The organism is Mycobacterium sp. 1245852.3 (assembly GCF_001669335.1).
In the GTDB taxonomy this organism is placed as follows: Bacteria; Actinomycetota; Actinomycetes; order Mycobacteriales; family Mycobacteriaceae; genus Mycobacterium; species Mycobacterium europaeum_A.
Window position 1 is genome coordinate 1 of the sequence record NZ_LZLL01000248.1, and the last position, 5,215, is coordinate 5,215.

5 protein-coding genes and 1 pseudogene are annotated in these 5,215 nt (G+C 64.8%); all 6 read right to left on the bottom strand.

Features of this window, described 5'->3' with window-relative positions:
• A pseudogene (locus A9W96_RS10980) lies at positions 1-216 on the bottom strand (TylF/MycF family methyltransferase); the annotation flags it as partial.
• A gap of 97 nt (positions 217-313) precedes the next feature.
• Positions 314-1,597, bottom strand: a complete 1,284-nt coding sequence (locus A9W96_RS10985; RefSeq protein ID WP_067139695.1) for a glycosyltransferase — start codon at positions 1,595-1,597, stop codon at positions 314-316.
• 127 nt (positions 1,598-1,724) lie between these two features.
• A complete protein-coding gene (locus A9W96_RS10990) occupies positions 1,725-2,402 on the bottom strand; it encodes a class I SAM-dependent methyltransferase (protein ID WP_231999654.1) in 678 nt (225 codons plus the stop codon).
• Entirely contained in the window at positions 2,399-3,448 is a 1,050-nt protein-coding gene (locus tag A9W96_RS10995) for a polysaccharide pyruvyl transferase family protein (RefSeq protein ID WP_067139689.1), read from the bottom strand. The genes A9W96_RS10990 and A9W96_RS10995 overlap by 4 nt, the downstream gene beginning before the upstream one ends.
• A 2-nt stretch (positions 3,449-3,450) precedes the next feature.
• Positions 3,451-4,515: a glycosyltransferase gene (locus A9W96_RS11000; RefSeq protein ID WP_067139692.1), complete on the bottom strand. Its 1,065-nt coding sequence runs from the start codon at positions 4,513-4,515 to the stop codon at positions 3,451-3,453.
• A 325-nt stretch (positions 4,516-4,840) separates the two neighbouring features.
• A partial coding sequence (locus A9W96_RS30360) for a glycosyltransferase (RefSeq protein WP_369830826.1) occupies positions 4,841-5,215 on the bottom strand: 375 nt, incomplete at its 5' end.

Consider the following 5,215-nt stretch of genomic DNA (forward strand, 5'->3'; position numbering starts at 1 on the left):
CATGGTCAGGGCATCCGCGGGCCAGTCCAGGCCGAAATCACGCGCCTGCTTGTTGAACGGACGCTTCCGCACGAGCATCAAGTTGCGGGTGCTGAACAGGGGACGACCCAGGCGGTACAACCCGACCGGAACCAGCTCGTCGCTGCCATACCTGGTGAGGTCACGCCGGAGCAGATCGAGGTATGCAAACCGCGTGTCGTGATCGGTCACGGCCAAAACTGCCCCTTACTCCGCATGCCAGTACTACCGGTTGAGAGCCTAGACGTCCCTCGACGCCGTCAACGCGTTTCGCAGTGTATCGGTCACCGGCGGCTCAGCGACTTCGCCCAGCTTGAGCGTCGGGGACGCAGCGCCCGGAGCGAGCGAATTCCTCCAGCAGATCGACGGCGTGACCTGCGCTCTCGGAGGGCTTGCTCATTCGGGTGGAGAGCTCACGGGCGCGAGTGAGGTACTCGGGCGCGAGGATTTTGCGCAGGTCGGCGACGAGGGTTTCGGGCGTAGATGCCGAGAACCGCCGGGACGTACCGACCTTCAACCGCTTGACGCGCGACCCCCACATCGGCTGATCACCCGCCGTCCACAGGATCAGCGTGGGAATGCCTGCCCGCAGGCCCGCCGCCGTGGTGCCCGATCCGCCATGGTGCACGACGGCACGGCAGGCGGGAAAGATCGTCGCGTAGTTGACCGGGCCTACCGACTTGACGTGGTCGAACTGTGGCACGTCGCTGAAGTCGGTGCCGCCGAAGCAAATTAGCGCCCGCTCGCCCAGCCGCGCGCATGCCGCGGCGATCATCGTGACCGTGTCGGCGGGCGATTCGAGCGCGATGCTGCCCGAGCCGAAGCAAATCGGCGGTGTTCCCGACGCGATCCAGGACACGACGTCGTCGTCGGCGTCCGTCGGCAGCTCCATCGTCAGCGCCCCGACAAAGGGCCGGCGGTCGCCCCAACGCGCCCATTCGGCCGCCAGGCCGGGAAAGAAGATCTCGTCGTAAGCCTGGATCTCCAAAGACCGGCGTTCGGCGATTCGCCGCTGCGAGCGTCGTGTTGCCTTCGGCAGGCCGAGTTCAGCGCGCTGCGCATTGTCGACCTCCTTCGTCGACTGCCAGAACAGCCATTCGATCGTCGTCATCGTGGAGCGCACCAGCGGCGCCGGCATGCTCGGCACCAACCGGCCGTTCGCGCGCATGGGGAAGTGATGCAGAGAGGCCAACGGGATGGCGTAATGCTCGGCCACGTTGGCCGCGGCCTGCTCGAAGTTCAGCCCCGTGGACAGCAGGTCGGCACCGTCCGCCAGCGGCTTCAACGTCGCGCTCACGTCGCCCCAGTACTTGATCAGCGGATCCCACACCTTGAGCACCTGCCTGATCGGATTGCGGACGAAGTCGGTCCACATGTTGCGAAGGAATTCCTCGTCCAAGAACTCCTGCACCTTCGGCCCGTACGGAACGGCGGCCAGGCCCGCCGACTCGACGAAACCGACAAGTTCGGGCGGGACGGCCAGGCGGACGTCATGCCCGCGGCGCAGCAGTTCGAGGCCAACGGCAGCGGACGGTTCGATGTCGCCGCGAGTTCCGTAACTCGCCAGGGCAAACTTCACGAACATCCTGCCTTTCCGGTTGTCCCGCTGCGGGCAACGTCGGGGCCATTATTGCCGGTGCTGTGGAGTGGGCGCGCGGAGATCACCATTGTGCGCGGGTCAACCGGTGGGCTGACCGGTCCCGTGGCTAGGAGGCCAGTTCGACGAGGCCGAGCCGTTTGGACACCTCGACCGCCCCTACCACGTGGGGATCGGCGCAGATGTCCAGCCAGGCTTCGCCCATTCCGGGATTGAAGTCGATGTCGTCGAACAGCACCCAACCGCCCGGGGCCAGTCGGGGCTTCAGTAGCTGCCATTGCCGGGTCACGAAATCCCGAGTGTGGATACCGTCCACCAGAGCCAGATCGATTGGGTCCGCGATGTCGCCGACGTGGTCTTCGAAGGCGCCCCTGGTCAGGGTGAAACGGTCGGTGATGGAGTGGATGTTTCGCTCGGCGATGTCAGCCCAGGTGGGGTTGATCTCGAACGAATACATCCAGCCCCGGCGAAGCGCCGAGGACAGATACATCCCGGACACCCCGAAAGCCGATCCGAACTCGACCACGATCCCGGGGTCGCGCCAGTCCACCAGGTAGGCGTACAAGTCGCCCTGCCACGACGCGGCCCGGACCTGTTTGGGTTTCCGGGTCGCGCCCGGCTGACCGTAGGCCGCGGCCAATGGCAGGGCGCCGATCTTGTCAGTCGACTGGGCCGATGATTCGATGTCGGCTTTGCGGGCCGCGGGCGGCAACCGTCGGGGGAGACCGGCGATCTGCCCGCCGCGTTTGACCCACTTCAGCTCCAATGCTTTTCGCAGCGATATCACGAAGCCAGACCCAACTCACGCGCGAGATCGGCGTATTCGCTATGCAGGCGCTGTCGCAGGGCTGCGACTGCGTTGCGCTTGCTGCTTCGGATGCTCGATGAGTTCCCGATCGCGTCGAGTACCCGGTCGACGACGGCGGTGGCGCTCACCTCGTCGGTGCGGATCAGGGACCGTTCATCGTCGATCGCGAGTGCGAAGTCGCGGCACTTCGGTTGGTATTCAAGGGAGACGACGGGAGTGTCGGAGAGCGATGCCAGCACGCTCGCGTGTAGTCGGGTGACGATGGCTGCCGAACAGCGGGCGAGTTCCCGCGCGGCGGCGTCGGGGTTGGCTGGGAGCACCAGCTGGGCTTCCGGGATATCTCTCAGCGCCGCTTCGGTCCATCGCCGGTCCTCCGGATTCATCAGTATCCCGATGAAGCGGTAGCCGTGTGAGGCCAGCTGTTTGACGGCGTTGGCGATTTCGTCGGCCAACATGATTGGATCGTGCCCCCAAAGGTCGTCCCCGAAGCCGAGATTCACGCCGATCAAGTCCTCTTCGGGACGGACGTCGGGTCGGGGGAGCAGCAGCGCCGGGTCGCCGGACACCTCGACGCTCAACCCGATGTCGGCCAGCAGTTCGGCGCTGCGCGGCCCCCGCACGGATACGGTACGGAATTTGGAAAGTATCGGCGCCCACCGCTTCAACTCGCCCTTGCCCGAACCGCTGTTGCGTCCGCCGAAGGCCGGATCTTCGACGCCCACCCCAATGGCGTGGCTTCCGTTGTCCTTGGTGAGCGCCAATCCTCGGTTGACCAGGAGCCGCCATTGGCTCCGGCCGACGAGCGTACCGCCCCCCACGACTTGCCTGCTGCGCCGTAGCGAACGGTTCAAACCCAGTGCGGCGGTGGCGGTTGCATAAATCAATTGGTGGGGCAGGCGCGGCAGATCGAGGAAGGTCGCCCCAGATAGCTGGCCGCGAACCGCGTCGTAGATCGCGTCGTCGCCGAGATTGCCCAGGCCATGCCAGCCGAGGTAGGCGACGGTCGGGTCTGCGGTGGCGGCCATCGTCAGGCGCTCAGCCGCTGGTCGATTCGCTCGGGGGCGCCGCGCTTGGGTCGAGCGGATTTGCGAACGACCTTGCGTCGCAACTTCTTCAGAAGCCCTCCGGGCGTCTTGGCCCATCGATTCTGCAGCGCCAGCGTCGCGATGCGCGGGTACTCGGCAGTGGTTTGGACCAGGAGCGCATGGCCTTCGGGGCCGGGGACTTGTTTGGCGATCGCGCGGAGCACCCAGTTGGCGTTTTTGGCGACGATCGATTCGTGCGTGGGGTCCCCGGAGACGACATCGAGCATCGCGTCCAAGGTCGCCGCATGGGCACGACCCTGCATGCGCCAGAACGTTGCGGGGTCGGTGATGGACTTGTACCACATGCCGCGCGGGTGGCGACGATAGACGGCCATCGTCTCCGGCAGCATGGCGATGTCGCCTTCGGCCGCGTGCCGCACGTGCAGGTACCAGTCCACCGGCATGACGTCGGCCGGGATGTCGTCGTAGCGGGGGAGGCGGCGGTACATGACCGAGTTGGTCTGGATGAAGTTTCGTGAGATCAGTGTCTCGAAGCTGAGGTCGCCGGCCCGAAAGGGCGGTGGGAAGGTCGGAAGGAAGGTCTCTTCGAACTTGCGATACAAGGCGTGGACGAGCTTTTCGTCTTCGGCGCGGTCGTGGGTCCAGATGACCTGCACCGGGTGAAAACACACCGCGGTGTTCGGGTTTTGGTCGAGCAGTGCGACTTGTTTGCTCAGTTTCAGCGGGTCGACCCAGTAGTCGTCACCCTCGCACAGCGCGATGTACTCACCGCGCGCGGCCGACAGGGCGCCGGTCAGGTTCGCGTTGAGGCCGATGTTCTTGGAGCGCAGGATCGGTCGGAACAGGTGTGGATGGCGGTCGGCGTAGTCCTGGATGATTCGCGGTGTCGCATCGGTCGAGGCGTCGTCGGCAACGATGATCTCCAGCGGAAATGCGGTCTGCTGGGCGAGGAAGCTGTCCAACGTCTGCCGGACGTAGGCCTGCTGATTGTGGGTGGTCGAAACCACGCTGACCTTAGGGGGATTCGCCGTTGGCCGTGCGGTCAATGCGAGCTCCCTTCTGCGCAGTTTGCTTGGTCTGCGCTCTCGTCGGAAAGTACGTAGTCCGACCAGCAGGGACGTGAGAAGGGAGATGTCTTTAGCTAGTTGCCGACCCTAACAGTCCCCGGGCCGAGAACAGCACCGGTACTGACCCGTGCGTCAATCGTAAAGGTTGCACGGGTGATTCGCTTGCCAGGCAACAGGTATGACGCACAGTTTTTACAATGTGGTGCTCGTACAGCAAACGAATGCCACCGCTCTCAGGTGCCGTTGCCGCACGCCGTCACGCGCTGTCACGATCGATCGGCCTGCGTGGCAACATGCGAGCTTCTCAGGCGGAAAATTTCTCCAGAAGGTCTGCGGCGGTTCCGATGCTTTCAGCGGGTTTGGTCATTCGCGCCGCGATTTCGCGGGCCCGGGTGGCGTATCGCGGAGCCAGGATCTGTCCCAGGTCGGCGACCAACGATTCTTGCGTGGTCTCCGAAAAGGGCCTGGCTAGACCAACTTTCAGTCGCTGGATTTGACCAGCCCAAATCTTCTGATCACTGAGACTCCACAGACTCAAGGTGGGAACTCCAGCGCGTAGTCCCGCGGCCGTGGTGCCCGCGCCACTGTGGTGCACCACGGCGCGGCAGGCGGGAAAGACCGTCGCGTAGTTCACCGGGCCGACCACCTTGACGTGGTCAAACCGTGGGGCGCCACTGAA